Raw genomic sequence first — 13,077 nt, forward strand, 5'->3', positions numbered from 1 at the left:
CTGCGGTCCTGTCACTGCCGTCTCACAGCCGTCTCACAGCCGTCTCACAGCCGTCTCACGGGCGCGGTCAGGTGGCGCGCTTGGCCCGGGCGGCCGTGCGGGCGCGGGTGGCCGCGTCGAGCACGACCTTCCTGAGGCGGATCGCCTCCGGCGTGATCTCCACGCACTCGTCGTCCCTGATGAACTCCAGCGCCTGCTCCAGGGACAGCGCACGCGGCGGGATGAGCTTCTCTGTCTCCTCGGCGGTGGAGGAGCGCATGTTGGTGAGCTTCTTCTCCTTGGTGATGTTGACGTCCATGTCGTCGGAGCGGGAGTTCTCGCCGACGATCATGCCTTCGTACACCTCGGTGCCCGGCGAGACGAACAGCGAGCCGCGCTCCTGCAGGTTGAGCATGGCGAAGGCGGTCACCGGGCCGGAGCGGTCGGCGACCAGGGAGCCGGTGTTGCGCGTGCGCAGCTCGCCGAACCACGGCTCGTAGGAGTCGAAGACGTGGTGGACCAGCCCGGTGCCGCGCGTCTCGGTCAGGAACTCGGTGCGGAAGCCGATGAGGCCGCGGGCCGGGACCACGAACTCCATGCGGATCCAGCCCGTGCCGTGGTTGGTCATGTGCTCCATGCGGCCCTTGCGCACGGCCAGCAGCTGGGTGACGGCCCCGAGGTACTCCTCCGGGCAGTCGACGGTCAGCCGCTCGACCGGCTCGTGCAGCCTGCCGTCGATGGTCTTGGTGACGACCTGCGGCTTGCCGACGGTCAGCTCGTAGCCCTCCCGGCGCATCTGCTCGACGAGGACGGCCAGCGCCAGCTCGCCGCGCCCCTGCACCTCCCAGGCGTCGGGCCGGTCGGTGGGCAGGACGCGCAGTGAGACGTTGCCGACCAGCTCGCGGTCGAGGCGGTCCTTGACCATGCGGGCGGTGACCTTCGAGCCCTTGACCCGGCCGACGAGCGGCGAGGTGTTGGTGCCGATGACCATCGAGATCGCCGGCTCGTCGACGGTGATGAGCGGCAGGGGGCGCGGGTCGTCGGGGTCGGCCAGCGTCTCGCCGATCATGATCTCGGGGATGCCGGCGATGGCGATGATGTCGCCGGGCCCCGCCTCCTCGGCGGGCTTGCGCTCCAGCGCCTCGGTCATCAGCAGCTCGGTGATCTTCACACGCTGGATGGAGCCGTCGGTGCGGCACCAGGCCACCTGCTGGCCTTTCCTGATGACGCCCTGGTGGATGCGGCACAGCGCGATGCGGCCCAGGTAGGAGGAGGCGTCGAGGTTGGTGACGTGGGCCTGGAGCGGCGCGGTGGGGTCGTAGGTGGGCGCCGGGATGGTCTCCTTGATGACCTGGAACAGCGGCTCCAGGTCGGGGGAGTCGGGCATGGCCCCGTCGGCGGGCTGGGTCAGCGAGGCGCGCCCGGCCTTGGCGCTGGCGTAGACGATCGGGAAGTCGATCTGCTCCTCGGTGGCGTCGAGGTCCATGAACAGCTCGTAGACCTCGTCGACGACCTCCTTGATGCGGGAGTCGGGCCGGTCGACCTTGTTGATGCACAGGATCACGGGCAGCTTGGCGGACAGCGCCTTGCGCAGCACGAAGCGGGTCTGCGGCAGCGGCCCCTCGGAGGCGTCGACGAGCAGGACCACGCCGTCGACCATCGACAGCCCCCGCTCGACCTCGCCGCCGAAGTCGGCGTGGCCCGGGGTGTCGATGATGTTGATGGTCATGTCGCCGTGCCGGACCGCGGTGTTCTTCGCGAGGATGGTGATGCCCTTCTCGCGCTCCAGGTCGTTGGAGTCCATAACCCGGTCCTCGACGTCCTGGTTGGCGCGGAACGCCCCGGACTGCCACAGCATGGCGTCGACCAGCGTGGTCTTCCCGTGGTCGACGTGCGCGATGATCGCGATGTTGCGCAGGTCGTCGCGGCTCTTCAAAGGCATGGTGGAGTCTCGCTCTGTGATCGTGGGGGCTGTCCGCGCGAACCCGCGGCTCATCCATTTTAGGTGATCCCGCCGTGCCGCCTGTCACGGGAGCAGCGAGACCAGGTGCCGCCGGGCGAACTCGCGGGCCTGCTCGTCGGTCTCCAGCGGCACCACGCTGTCGGGCGTGAGCAGGAAGGACAGCGTCAGGCGGGCGAACAGCTCGGCCACCTCCGGCGGCAGGTGCGCCGACAGGAAGTCCCTGGCGACCGCCAGGAACGGCCCGGCCCCCAGCGTGAGGTGCGGCAGGATCGTCTCCGGCTCCTCGCGCAGCAGCCTGCCCAGCAGGGGATGCCCGCGCACGGCGCGCAGCGTGAAGGCGAACCCCTCCGCGACCCGGTCGGCCATCGTCGGCAGCGGGGACACGGCCCGCTCGAAGTCCCGCAGGAAGGCGCGCAGCTCCCGCAGGATCACCGCGTCGACCAGGTCGCTCTTGCGGGCGAAGCGCCGGTAGACGGTGATGCGCGACAGCCCCGCGTGCCGCGCCACGTCGTCGACCGTCGTACGGCGCAGCCCCGCCGCCACGAACCGCGCGTAGGCGGCGTCGAGGATGCGCTCGCTCGTCTCGTCCGCGGCCTCGGCGGCGAGCAGCCGGTCGAGCAGGGTCATGCGCCCAGCCTACGAGCGCCCCGCGCGGCGGCCGGCCGGAAGATGCGCGATTCCCGGGGCAGGGGGTGCCGGTGCGGCTACGTTCAGCCTATGAACTGGACCGAGACGGTCTTCGGCGCCGTCCCGCACTGCGGTGACCTGCCGGCCGTGACCGAGGTCAGGACCGGAGAGTCGCTGACCCACGCGGCCTTCTCGCGGCGCGTCATGCAGGCGGCGGCCGGGCTGCGCCGCGGCGGGCTGCGCCCGGGCGAGCGGGTGATCGTCGAGCTGCCGCCGGGCGCCGGCCTCCTGGTCGCCGTCCACGCCGCCGCCTGGGCCGGCGGGGTCGTGGCGCTGTCGCGCGGCGAGGGTGCGGCGGCCGTGCTCGTCACCCAGGCCGATCCCGACCCCGGCGCCACCGGGGCGCGGCTGGTGGTCACGATGGAGCCGCGGCCGGGCGCCACGCCGTTCGACGAGCTGGCCGGCGAGCAGGCCCTGGAGTTCGGCCCCATCGTGGGTCCCGCCATGGTCCTGCGCGGCGAGGTGCTCACCCACGCCGCGCTGGGCGAGGGGCTGCGGCGCCTGGCCAAGGGCTGGGCGCCGCAGGCCGAGCAGACCGTCGTGGTCGCCGTCCCCGACCGGTTCCGGCTGCTGCGGGCGTGCGAGCTGACCATCATGGCCGGCGCGCACGCGGTGATCGCCCACGAGCCGAGCCTGGTCGGCTGCCGCGTGCTGGTCGGCGAGTACCGCGCGGCGGCCGCCGTCGTCCCGGCCGAGGTGGGCCGGCGGCTGGCCGCCGCGTTCCGCGGGCTGAGGGTGGTCGACGAGGCCGTGTTCGGGCGCAGACCTTAGGCTCTTGACATGCCCCTCGCCGCGACCTTCCCCGTCATGCTCGTGACCAAGGACGGCGTGCGCATCGACGGCGCGCACACCCCGGGCCCGCCCGAGCTGGGGATCGTGCTGGCCCACGGCTTCACGGGCTCGTGGCGGTGCAGGGACACCCGGCGCATCGCCCACGTGCTGAGCCGGTTCGGCGGCGTGGTGGCCTTCGACTTCCGCGGCCACGGCCGCTCCGGCGGGCAGACCACCGTGGGCGACCTGGAGGTCCTCGACGTCGACGCCGCCGTACGGCACGCGCGCGTGATCGGCTACCGCCGGGTGGCCGTGGTGGGCTTCTCGATGGGCGCGGCGACGGCCGTCCGGCACGCGGGGCTCCACGGCGGGGTCGACGCCGTGGTGTCGGTGAGCGGCCCGGCGCGCTGGTACTACCGCGGCACGCGGCCCATGCGGCAGGTCCACTGGGCGATCGAGCGGCCGGTCGGCAGGTGGGCGGCCCGGGTGGTGAAGCGCACGAGGATCGCCCGCGGGCCGTGGGACCCGGTCCCGATGCCGCCGCACGAGGCCGCGGCCCTCATCTCGCCCACCCCGCTGCTGGTCGTGCACGGCGACGCCGACTCCTTCTTCCCCGTGGAGCACGCGCACCAGCTCTTCGCCGCGGCGCGGGAGCCCAAGGAGCTGTGGATCGAGCCGGGGTACGGCCACGCCGAGTCGGCCGCCTCGCCCGACCTCGTCCGGCGCATCGGCAGGTGGGTGTCGGCCGCCGCGTCGGAGGTAGGTTCCGAACCTTTCCGGGACAACTGACGTCTACCTAGAGCGGATGGATCGATACCCCCGGGAGAAGTTCCTTGGGGACGGCTCCGTCATGCGCGGCGAGCCTAGGACATACTTCTACGTAGTCGGGTGGTCGCCCAGCGTCGCGGGGGCGCGCTGGGTGCGATCCGTCCGCGGGCTCCGGTACGGCATGCCGTACCGGAGCCGCCGCTTTTCCGGGACGCTCGGGCGCCTCAGCCCAGCCGGGCGATCGACTTGTACTCCAGGTAGCCGGTCAGGCCCTCGGGACCGAGCTCCCGGCCGATGCCGCTGGCCTTGTAGCCGCCGAAGGGCGTGTTGGGCTCCAGCATGAAGCAGTTGACGCCGTAGGTGCCGGTCCTGACCCGGCGGGCGATCTCCATGCCGTGGTCGGGGTCGGCCGTCCACACCGTGCCGGCCAGGCCGTAGTCGCTGTCGTTGGCGATGCGGACGGCGTCGTCCTCGTCCTCGTAGGGGATGACCGCCAGGACGGGGCCGAAGATCTCCTCGCGGGCGATGCGCATGTCGTTGTTCGCGCCCGCGAAGACCGTGGGGGCGACGTACCAGCCGCGGTCGTGGGGCCGGTCCAGCCCGCCCACGACGACCTTGGCGCCCTCGTCCATGCCGATCCTGATGTAGCCCTCGACGCGCTCCTGCTGCCGCTTGGCCACCAGCGGGCCGATGCCGGTGGCGGGGTCCTTCGGGTCCCCCACCCGCTGGCCGGCGACCATGGCGGCCACGGCGTCCACGACCTCGTCGTAGCGGTTGCGCGAGGCCAGGATCCGGGTCTGGGCCACGCACGCCTGGCCGTTGTTCATGAGGGAGGCGATGGCGAGCATGCCCATGCTGGAGGCCAGGTCGGCGTCGTCCAGGATGATCGCCGCCGACTTGCCGCCCAACTCCAGGCTGACGCGCTTGAGCTGCTCCCCGCAGATGGACGCGATGCGGCGGCCCGCGGCGGTGGAGCCGGTGAAGGCCACCTTGTCCACGCCGGGGTGGGAGACCAGGTGCTCGCCGGTCTCCCGGCCGCCGGGGACGATGTTGAGCACGCCGTCGGGGACGCCGGCCTCCTTGGCCATCTCGGCCAGCAGGTAGGCGTCCAGCGGGGTCTCGGGCGCGGGCTTGAGCACGATCGTGCAGCCGGCCAGCAGCGCGGGGGCGACCTTGGTCATGGTGACGAACTGCGGGACGTTCCACGGCACGATCGCGGCGACCACGCCCACCGGCTCGCGGCGCACCGTCACCGGGCCGAACAGGCCGGGGCGCTGCTCCTCCTGCTCGAACGTCCTGCCGTACTCCGCGTAGAACTGCAGCATGCCCAGCGGCTGCGGCGCCTGGGCGAGCTGGGAGAAGGTGATCGGCGAGCCCATCTCCTCGGTGATCAGCTCGGCCATCTCGGACTGCCGGGCCGCGTAGATCTCCGCCAGCCGCCCGATGACCTCGGCGCGCTCGGCGAAGCTGAGCCGCGGCCACGGGCCACGGTCGAACGCCTCGCGGGCGGCGGCCACGGCCCGGTCCATGTCGGCGGGCGTGCCGTCGGGCACCCGGCCCACGACTTCCTCGGTGTGCGGGGAGATGACGTCGATCGTGCCCGTACCCGCTGGGTCGACCCACTGGCCCCCGATGAAGAACTTGTCGCGGCGGTGCATGGCGCCTGCCTCCTGCGTTGACCGAATGCTTGCTTGGCTGAGTCTCCTCCTCCTAAACCGAACCATGTTCTGCCGCTGCGGACAAGCCCCACAAACTGGTAGATAGTTCGTCAATGGTGCGGGAGTTCCGGGGTTCCGGTGGCAGCCACCAAGATCAGCTTCTATAGTTTCGCCCGTCAGCGAGGGGAGGCACGAGCGTGAGAAGGGGTCGCTACGCCGTCTGCGCCGCGCTCCTGGTCGCGCTCACGGCCGCCCCGCTGTCCTCCGGGCCCGCCGCCGCCGACCCCGACCTGCGCAAGCTCACCAAGCAGGCGGCCGCGCTCAACAAGCTCTACCGCGGCCAGCTCCAGTCGCTGGAGGACCTCAAGCTCCAGGTCAAGAAGGCCTCGGCGGAGTCCGCCCGGCTGGCCGGGCTGCTGGCCACCGCCCGCGGCGACGTCAGCGCGATCGCCGAGACCACCTACATCGCCGGCCCGCTCGACCCCACCCGGTTGCTGAGCTACGACGGCGAGCCCCACGAGGTCCTGGGCCAGATCGCCAGCATGTCCTACCTCGCCTCCGAGCGCGCCAGCCGCCTGCAGCGGCTCAAGGAGCTGGCTGACAACGCCAAGAAGGCCCAGGCGCGGGCCCGGGAGAAGATCGGCGATCTGGAGAAGGAGATCAAGGACCTCCAGGGCCGGCGCCGCGACGTGGAGCGCCTGCTGGCCAAGTACGGCTTCCAGCAGCCCGGCGGCACGGCCAACCTCACGCCGCGGATGGTGACGGTCCGAGACGAGGTGCTCAGGAACTTCCCCATGCCCTACGGCTACGGCTGCTTCCGCGCGGGCGACCCCGGCGAGCACGGCAAGGGCCGGGCGTGCGACTTCATGATGAGCCGCGGCGGCACGATGGCGACCGGCGAGGACGCCGACCGCGGCGACGCGCTGGCCCAGTGGCTCATCGACAACGGCGACCGGCTCGGCGTGATGTACATCATCTGGAAGCAGCGCTACTACGACGTCCGCTCCGGCGGCGGGTGGGATCCCATGTCGGACCGCGGCGGGGTGACCGCCAACCACTGGGACCACGTCCACGTGTCGGTGTTCTGACCCTCTTGAGGGGCCGTGTGAATTCTTCACCCGCAAGAGGTGAGCCGGGCACTGCACACGCCCCGCCGGAGGTTGCGACGATACGGGCCTCGAAAGGAGAACTTCCCATGCGCAAGCTGATCGTGGCCAACATCGTCTCGCTCGACGGCTACTACGAGGGCCCCGGCAACGACGTGATGGCGTTGCCGTTCGACGAGGCCTTCGACCACTACAACGCCGAACGGCTCCGCGCGGCCGGCACGCTGCTCCTCGGCCGCAGGACCTACGAGGGGTTCAGGAGCTACTGGCCGCCGGTCGCCGACAACCCCGGCGTCCGGCCCGTCGAGCGCGAGATCTCCCGCCTCAACACCGCCATCGCCAAGGTTGTGGTCTCCGACAGCCTGACGCTCCGCGGCGGCGAGCCCTGGGCGGACACCACGGAGGTCGTCAAGCGCTCGTCCGCCCATGAGCGGGTGGCCGAGCTCAAGCGGGGCACGGGCGGCGACATCCTGGTCTTCGGCAGCCGCACCCTGTGGAACGACCTGCTGGTGGCCGGCCTGGTGGACGAGGTGCACCTCATGGTCGGCTCCGCCTTCCTGGGCGGCGGCACCCCGGTCTTCGGCGGCCCCTCCCGCGTGCCGCTGCGCCTGCTGGAGGCCCGCCGTTTCGAGGGCGCCGAACTGGTGCTGCTCAGGTACGGCTACACGCCGAAGGCCGAGGCGTAGCGGATGGTGCCGCCCGGCACCGGCCGCGAGGCGTCGAACACCAGCGCCATCATGTGCCGGTCCTCGACCTCGAACGGCGGGCGGATGCCGTAGCGCGAGGCCGGGGTGAAGCCGAAGCGAGGGTAGTAGTCGGCGTGGCCGAGAACGAGCACGAGGTTCTCCGCCCGCTGCCTGGCGGCCTCCAGCGCGGCCCGGATGACGGCGGTCCCGGCTCCCCGTCCCTGCCACTCGGGCCGGACCGCGCAGGGGGCCAGCGCCAGCGCGGGCGCGCCGTCCACGTGGCACCGGGTGAGCAGGGCGAACCCCGCGAGGCCGCCGCCGGGCGCCTCGGCCACCCACGACAGGCCCGGCAGCCACGCATCCGGGTCGGCGCGCAGGGCGTCGACGAGGTCGGCCTCCTGCGGGGTGGGGAAGGCGGCGAGGTTCACCTCGCGGATCTCCGCGAGGTCGGCCTCGGTCTCCGGGCGGGTCGTCCACGACTGCGGCGTGCGGTCCGTCATGTGCTGATGCGTTCCCTGAACCAGTGGAAGGACGCCTTGGGCGTGCGGCGCTGCGTCGCGAAGTCTACGTGGACCAGGCCGAAGCGCTGGTGGTAGCCCTCGGCCCACTCGAAGTTGTCCAGCAGCGACCACACGAAGTAGCCCCGCACGTCGACGCCTTCGGCGCGGGCCCGGTCGAGGGCGGCGATGTGGCCGTCGAGGAAGGCGATGCGGGCCTGGTCGTCCACGACGCCGTCCTGGCCCGGCACGTCGGGCTGGGAGCAGCCGTTCTCGGTGACGTAGACGGGCGGCAGGGCGGCGCCGTACCGCTCCTTGAGGGCGACCAGCAGTTCGCGCAGCCCGTCGGGGACGACCGGCCAGCCGAAGGCGGTGGTGGGGTAGCCGGTCAGCGGGACGATGTCGAACGGCAGGACGTCATCGGGGCAGGGGGCGGCGAGCAGGGTGGGGTTGTAGTAGTTGACCCCCAGGCCGTCGATCGGCGTGGCGATGACGTCGAGGTCGCCGTCGCGGACGCAGCCGAGCGTGACGCCGAAAGACGGCTCCCCAGACGACGAACCAGGTGACAAACCAGACGGCAAATCGGGATATGTCCCAAGAAAGAGTGGATCGTTGAACAGCCAGTTGTGCAGCGTGGCATAGGCCTCGGCGGCGGCCCGGTCCGCCTCGCTCGACGGGGACGCGGGCCGGGCGGGGGAGCAGTTGTTGGCGATCCACACCTCCGGGGCGCCCGCCGCCCGCAGGGCCCGCACGGCCAGGCCGTGGCCCAGCAGCTGGTGGTGGGCGACCGGCAGCGCGTCCAGCATGAGCGCCCGGCCGGGCGCGTGGACGCCCAGCGCGTAGCCCTGCACCATGTGGACGAAGGGCTCGTTGAGCGTGATCCACCGGGAGACCCGATCGCTCAGCCTTTCAGCCACGACGGCCACGTAATCGGCGAAATATCCGGCCGTGTCGCGGTTCAGCCACCCGCCCCGGTCCTCCAGCGCCTGCGGCAGGTCCCAGTGGTAGAGGGTGGGCACCGGCGCGATCCCGGCCTCCAGCAGCGCGTCGACCAGCCGCTCGTAGAAGTCCAGCCCCTTGGGGTTGACCGCCCCCGTCCCCTCGGGCAGCACGCGGGGCCAGGCGATCGAGAAGCGGTAGGCGTCCACCCCCAGCTCGGCCAGCAGCGCCACGTCCTGCGGCCAGCGGTGGTAGTGGTCGCAGGCCACGTCGCCGGTGTGGCCGTCGCGGACCCTGCCGGGCTCGTGGCTGAAGGTGTCCCAGATCGACGGCCCGCGCCCGTCCTCGTCCGCCGCGCCCTCGATCTGGTAGGCGGCGGTCGCCGTACCCCAGATAAACGTGTGCATGGCTCATGTTAAGCCTACCGCCTGGTAGTAGGCCAGGATGGAGCCATGACGACTACCCTGCGCCGTCGTCCGGCCCAGCGCCGCAGTGCGGAGCGCGTGGAGCGGATGCTCGACGAGTGCGCCGCGCTGCTGGACGAGGTGGGTTACGAGGCGCTGACCACCAAGGAGGTCGCGCGGCGGGCCGGGGTGCCGATCGGCACGTTCTACCAGTTCTTCCCCGACAAGCGGGGGCTGGTGCGTGCGCTGGCGTTGCGCAACCTGGAGGCGTTCCTGGCCCGCGTCGCCGACCGGATCGCCGCGATCGGCCCCGAGCACTGGACCGACCTGGCCGACCTGGCGATCGACGAGTTCGTGGCGATGAAGCGGACCACCCCCGGGTTCGGGGTGGTGGACTTCGGCGAGGTGCTGCCCACGCCGGGCGGCCCGGCGATGCCCGGCACCAACCACATGCTCGACGCCGTCCGCGAGAACAACGCCATCGTGGCCGACCGGCTGCGTGAGCTGATCGGCGTCCCGCCCGGCCCGGAGACCGACCGGGCGCTGCTGGTCGCCGTCGAGGCGACGGACGCGGTGCTCAAGCTGGCCTTCCGCGCCCGCCCCGACGGCGACCCCGCCCTCATCGCCGAGTGCAAGCAGCTGGTCAGGAGGTACCTCGCCGGCCATCTGCCATGACGTCGGGAACGAACCACGCGCCGCCGTGCCCGGCGAAGAACTTCCCCGCGGTACGGCGGCGCCGCCCGCGCCGTGGCCTGAGCCTCACGCCGGCTCCTCCAGCCGGGCCATGAGCTCCTGGTCCAGCTTCACCCGCGCGGCCCCGACGGCCTCCTCCAGCTGCTCCATGCGGCTCACGCCGACGATGGGCACGATGCCCTGGGCCATCAGCCAGGCGAGCACGACCTGGTTGGGCGTCGCGCCGAGCTCGCCGGCCACCTCCCGCAGCACCCGCAGCCGCGCGGCCGTGCCGGGGTGGTCGTAGGCCTCGGGCATCCGCTCCGGCCGCGTGTAGGCGCCGAAGATCAGCGTGGAGTACGCCCACAGCGTCAGGTCCGGCTCGTGCCGCACGTAGTCCAGCGTCTCGTCGGAGACCTGCGTGTGCCCGCCCTCCGGGAGCCTGGCCCAGGGGCGCGGGCGCAGGTAGCTGTGCCGCAGCTGCAGGTGGGTGTAGGGGAGCCAGCCGTTCGACCGCGCCAGGGCCCTGGCCCGCTCCAGCCGCCATGCCGGGATGTTGCTCGCGCCCACGCGGTCGACCTTGCCGGCCCGGTGCAGCTCGTCGAGCGCTCCCAGCGTCTCCTCCAGCGGCACCGACCTGTCCTCGATGTGCGTCCAGTACAGGTCGATCCGGTCGGTTCCAAGCCGCCGCAGGCTGCCCTCGACCCCCTTGGCGATCGCCTCGCGGGACAGGCCCTCCGCCGAGTCCAGCGTGCGGTCGCCGGGGACCGCCGGGCGGGCGCCGACCTTGGTGCTCAGGACCATCCTGTCGCGGTTGCCGCGGGCGGCCAGCCAGGCGCCGATCGTCTGCTCGCTCTCGTCGCCCGTGCGGCCCTCCAGCCAGAACGGGTAGTTGTTGGCGGTGTCCAGGAGCGTGCCGCCCGCCTCGGCGAAGCGGTCGAGGATGGCGAAGGAGTCCTCGGGCGACACGGTGCTGCCGAAGGGAATGGTGCCGAGTGCGAAATTCAGGGAGTCCATGGAGTCCATGGACACGACCGTGCAACCTGGAGCGCACTCCATGTCAAACCCGTTGACCTGGAGTGCGCTCCAGGTGCGAGGCTAGGCTCCGTGAGCGTGTACACCCCTTCGGAAGTCGTCGAGGAGACCGGGTTCAGCCTCGACACGTTGCGCTACTACGAGAAGATCGGCCTGCTGGAGCGCGTCCACCGCAACGCGGCCGGCCAGCGGCGCTTCACCAGCGAGGACGTGAGCTGGCTGGGGATGATCCGCTGCCTGCGCGACACCGGCATGCCGATCGCGGAGATGCTGCGCTTCGCCGAGCTGGTCCGTGAGGGAGACCACACCATCGCCGACCGCGTCAAGCTGCTGGAGGAGCACGACCGCAGGGTGGAGGACCAGATCGCCACGCTGCGCGAGCGGCAGCGGTACCTGCACAGGAAGATTTCCTACTACCGCAGCGTGCTGTAGCCCAGGCTTGGGGATGGCCGTGTTAGACCAGGGCACATGGCAGGAGCGAGGGCCAGACGGCTCAACGTCCCGCTGCGCCGCGTTGCCGCGGCCTGCGCGGTGTCGCTGTTCCTCCTCCTGGCCAACGTCACCTGCCTGCAGAGCTTCCGCGACGACGAGCTGACCTCCGACCCGCGCAACCGGCGCGCGCTCATCGCCCGCTTCGACCGGCCGCGGGGCGACATCCGGGCCCACGGCGGCACGGTGCTCGCCACCAGCGTGAAGACCGGCGGGACCTTCGCCTACCGGCGCGAGTATCCGGGCGGCGAGCCGTACGCGGCGGTGACCGGGCACCTGTCGCTCTACGGCGCCGCGGGTCTGGAGCGGGCCGAGGACGCGGACCTGTCGGGCAGCGACCCCAAGGTGCGGGTGAGCTCGCTGGTCGGCGTCGGCGCGGCGCGGGGGGCCGACCTCACCCTCACCGTCCGGGAGCGGGTGCAGCGCGCCGCCTACGACGGGCTGCGCGCGGCCGGCCGCCCGGGCGCGGCGGTCGCGGTCGAGCCGGTCACCGGCGCGATCCTGGCCCTGGTCTCCTACCCCTCCTACGACCCGGGCGGCTACGCCGTCCTGGACTCCGCGCGGCTGGCCGAGACCGACGCGCGGCTGCGCGGGGATCCCGCCGAGCCCCTGCTCAGCAGGGCGCTGAGCCGCACGTACGCGCCGGGGTCGGCCTTCAAGGTGGTCACGGCGGCGGCGGCGCTGTCCTCCGGCGAGTACGTCCCCGGCACCCCGGTGCCCGCCCCCGACCGGCTGCCGCTGCCGGGCAGTGAGGAGATCGTCGAGAACGGCGAGCCCTGCGGCGACGGCCGTCCGAGCCTGGCGGGAGCCCTCGCGCTGGCGTGCGACACGGCCTTCGCCTCGATCGGGCTGGACCTCGGCCAGGACGTGCTGCGCGACCAGGCCGAGGCGTTCGGCTTCAACGCCGAGGACCTGACCGTGCCCCTGCCGGTCGCGGCCAGCGTGTTCCCCCCGGACCTGGACCGGGCGCGCACCGCCCTGTCGGCCGTCGGGCGCGACGGGGACAGGGTCACGCCGATGATGCTCGCCATGGTGGCCGCCGCCGTCGCCAACGACGGCGTGCTCATGCGGCCCTACCTGGTGGAGGAGGTACGGCTGGCGGGCCGCGTCCTGCGGCGCGCGCAACCCGGCGAGTACCGCACGGCCATGGCGGTCGAGACGGCCCGGGATCTGACCGCGATGATGGTGGTGGCCACCCGGCCGGGGGGCGCCGCGGAGGCGGTGGCCCTGCCGGGCGTGGCGGTCGCGGGGTACGGGGGGACGGCGCGGGACGCCTCGGACGACGCGGCGTTCACGGCCTTCGCCCCGGCCGACGCCCCGGAGATCGCGGTGGGGGTGCTGGTGGAGGACGCCGCACCGGCGGCGGAGTCGGCGGCGCCGATCGCGCGGGCGATGCTCCAGGCGGCCCTGGAGTGACGGCTGC

Annotated in this window: 13 protein-coding genes; 7 read left to right on the forward strand and 6 right to left on the reverse strand. The window is 72.5% G+C overall.

Features of this window, described 5'->3' with window-relative positions; genetic code table 11:
• Positions 1-67: 67 nt before the first annotated feature.
• Positions 68-1,921 carry a translational GTPase TypA gene (gene typA / locus BSB02_RS17910; RefSeq protein ID WP_143590821.1) on the reverse strand — a complete coding sequence of 618 codons (1,854 nt, stop codon included), beginning with the start codon at positions 1,919-1,921 and terminating at the stop codon, positions 68-70.
• Between the two features lie 84 nt (positions 1,922-2,005).
• Entirely contained in the window at positions 2,006-2,569 is a 564-nt protein-coding gene (locus tag BSB02_RS17915) for a TetR/AcrR family transcriptional regulator (RefSeq protein ID WP_084960123.1), read from the reverse strand.
• A gap of 90 nt (positions 2,570-2,659) precedes the next feature.
• Between BSB02_RS17915 and BSB02_RS17920 the strand changes: the two genes are divergently transcribed.
• Both BSB02_RS17920 and BSB02_RS17925 read left to right on the forward strand, forming a co-directional pair.
• Positions 2,660-3,400 (forward strand): AMP-binding protein, encoded by a 741-nt coding sequence (locus BSB02_RS17920; protein ID WP_084960124.1) that lies wholly within the window; start codon positions 2,660-2,662, stop codon positions 3,398-3,400.
• Positions 3,401-3,409: 9 nt separating this feature from the next.
• Entirely contained in the window at positions 3,410-4,189 is a 780-nt protein-coding gene (locus tag BSB02_RS17925; RefSeq protein WP_206184756.1) for an alpha/beta hydrolase, read from the forward strand.
• Positions 4,190-4,392: 203 nt separating this feature from the next.
• On the opposite strand, the gene BSB02_RS17930 is transcribed toward BSB02_RS17925, so the two are convergent.
• Entirely contained in the window at positions 4,393-5,826 is a 1,434-nt protein-coding gene (locus BSB02_RS17930) for an aldehyde dehydrogenase (RefSeq protein ID WP_084960125.1), read from the reverse strand.
• 197 nt (positions 5,827-6,023) lie between these two features.
• Between BSB02_RS17930 and BSB02_RS17935 the strand changes: the two genes are divergently transcribed.
• Both BSB02_RS17935 and BSB02_RS17940 read left to right on the forward strand, forming a co-directional pair.
• The gene (locus tag BSB02_RS17935) at positions 6,024-6,914 is read left to right on the forward strand and encodes a coiled-coil domain-containing protein (RefSeq protein WP_084960126.1); all 891 of its coding nucleotides are present in this window, start codon (positions 6,024-6,026) and stop codon (positions 6,912-6,914) included.
• Between the two features lie 107 nt (positions 6,915-7,021).
• Positions 7,022-7,618: a dihydrofolate reductase family protein gene (locus BSB02_RS17940; protein WP_084960127.1), complete on the forward strand. Its 597-nt coding sequence runs from the start codon at positions 7,022-7,024 to the stop codon at positions 7,616-7,618.
• On the opposite strand, the gene BSB02_RS17945 is transcribed toward BSB02_RS17940, so the two are convergent.
• Together BSB02_RS17945 and BSB02_RS17950 are read right to left on the reverse strand one after the other, a co-directional pair.
• Positions 7,594-8,118 carry a GNAT family N-acetyltransferase gene (locus BSB02_RS17945; RefSeq protein ID WP_084960128.1) on the reverse strand — a complete coding sequence of 175 codons (525 nt, stop codon included), beginning with the start codon at positions 8,116-8,118 and terminating at the stop codon, positions 7,594-7,596. The genes BSB02_RS17940 and BSB02_RS17945 overlap by 25 nt on opposite strands.
• Positions 8,115-9,461: a GH1 family beta-glucosidase gene (locus tag BSB02_RS17950; RefSeq protein ID WP_084960129.1), complete on the reverse strand. Its 1,347-nt coding sequence runs from the start codon at positions 9,459-9,461 to the stop codon at positions 8,115-8,117. The genes BSB02_RS17945 and BSB02_RS17950 overlap by 4 nt, the downstream gene beginning before the upstream one ends.
• 45 nt (positions 9,462-9,506) lie before the next feature.
• Between BSB02_RS17950 and BSB02_RS17955 the strand changes: the two genes are divergently transcribed.
• On the forward strand, positions 9,507-10,133 hold the full coding sequence (locus BSB02_RS17955) for a TetR/AcrR family transcriptional regulator (protein ID WP_084960130.1): 627 nt from the start codon (positions 9,507-9,509) through the stop codon (positions 10,131-10,133).
• Positions 10,134-10,217: 84 nt separating this feature from the next.
• Here the strand turns inward: BSB02_RS17955 and BSB02_RS17960 are convergent, their stop codons facing one another.
• A complete protein-coding gene (locus tag BSB02_RS17960) occupies positions 10,218-11,147 on the reverse strand; it encodes an aldo/keto reductase (RefSeq protein WP_084960273.1) in 930 nt (309 codons plus the stop codon).
• 90 nt (positions 11,148-11,237) lie between these two features.
• Between BSB02_RS17960 and BSB02_RS17965 the strand changes: the two genes are divergently transcribed.
• Together BSB02_RS17965 and BSB02_RS17970 are read left to right on the forward strand one after the other, a co-directional pair.
• Positions 11,238-11,597: a MerR family transcriptional regulator gene (locus tag BSB02_RS17965; protein WP_084960131.1), complete on the forward strand. Its 360-nt coding sequence runs from the start codon at positions 11,238-11,240 to the stop codon at positions 11,595-11,597.
• 36 nt (positions 11,598-11,633) lie between these two features.
• A complete protein-coding gene (locus BSB02_RS17970; RefSeq protein ID WP_084960132.1) occupies positions 11,634-13,070 on the forward strand; it encodes a penicillin-binding transpeptidase domain-containing protein in 1,437 nt (478 codons plus the stop codon).
• Positions 13,071-13,077: the final 7 nt, after the last annotated feature.

Origin of the sequence: Thermoactinospora rubra, assembly GCF_002093975.1 — a bacterium.
GTDB lineage: Bacteria > Actinomycetota > Actinomycetes > Streptosporangiales > Streptosporangiaceae > Nonomuraea > Nonomuraea rubra_A.